Raw genomic sequence first — 984 nt, 5'->3', positions numbered from 1 at the left:
TTCCCTCCCTGCACTAAGCGCACCATGACTTGAGATTGGGGACGGCGGCTCGACATCCATTGAGATCTCGGGGGCGGTGTGTTGGCTCCGCTCGGCTGACAGGGGCTTGCCAGTCACCATCGGAAGCTTCAGGCAAAGCAGCGAGTCACATCAAAACTCGTTTCGCTCCTTCAGCGTATGGAAACAAGCCCGTGCCAGTCCACGCACGACGGCCTTGCGTGAATGTTCGAAATTTAAATCACGCCGTCGTACCGTTCAGGGCAGGTTCATCAACGCGGCCTGCTCGGCAGATCAGTTGATCGTGACTCGACGAAGATACACAATCCGCACTTCCTGTTGTGCGCCGTTCTCATGGACAATCCACAATGTAAACTGCGTGCTTAACGAGTTTCATTTCGTAAACCTGCGATTAACGCTGCAATGGCCGTTTAGAGCTGCTTAGATCCGCCGTTTGGGCCTGCAAGGCGGCAAATAACGAAAGAATCAACTCGTCTCAAGGTTATTTCACGTGCGTCGTGCTTGAACTTATTTCGTCAGTTCATCCTGCTTGCATGTGCGACAGCGCACGTTACTATGGGCGTAGCCTGAAGTAGATTTCCTAATCAATCTTCGCGGCCCAGAGGACATTTAGTCTCGCGAACCGTGCATCTTCTACGTTGCGCCTATGTCGCAACGTTATTCATCGGCCAGGCGAAAGACTTCGATTGCGGCATAGCCAAGACATTCGCGGCGTTCAAGAATACTTCGTCTTCCAGGATGTTCACCTGTATTTAATGTTTGACCATGACTACCTGCTGGAGAATTTCATGAGCCATTTAAAACTTGACCGACGAACGTTCCTAGGTGGAGCAGCCTCGGCATTGTCTCTCGCTGCGCTTCCGAGCTTTGCTCAGATAAGCGGGCAACGCCGTCTCGAGTGGCAGCAGTTTAAGGTAGCCCCCGACAACCAATACAGCTCTTTCCTGTACGCCGTAGGCCGGATGC

Annotated in this window: 1 protein-coding gene; it reads left to right on the top strand. The window is 52.6% G+C overall.

What is annotated here, in order from left to right:
• Window positions 1–704 precede the first annotated feature (704 nt).
• The coding region (locus AWB67_RS42875) for a hypothetical protein (protein ID WP_235025626.1) at window positions 705–984 on the top strand (280 nt) is incomplete at its 3' end.

It is taken from the genome of Caballeronia terrestris, assembly GCF_001544515.1.
GTDB lineage: Bacteria > Pseudomonadota > Gammaproteobacteria > Burkholderiales > Burkholderiaceae > Caballeronia > Caballeronia terrestris.
This window is presented reverse-complemented; position numbering and strand designations above follow the sequence as displayed.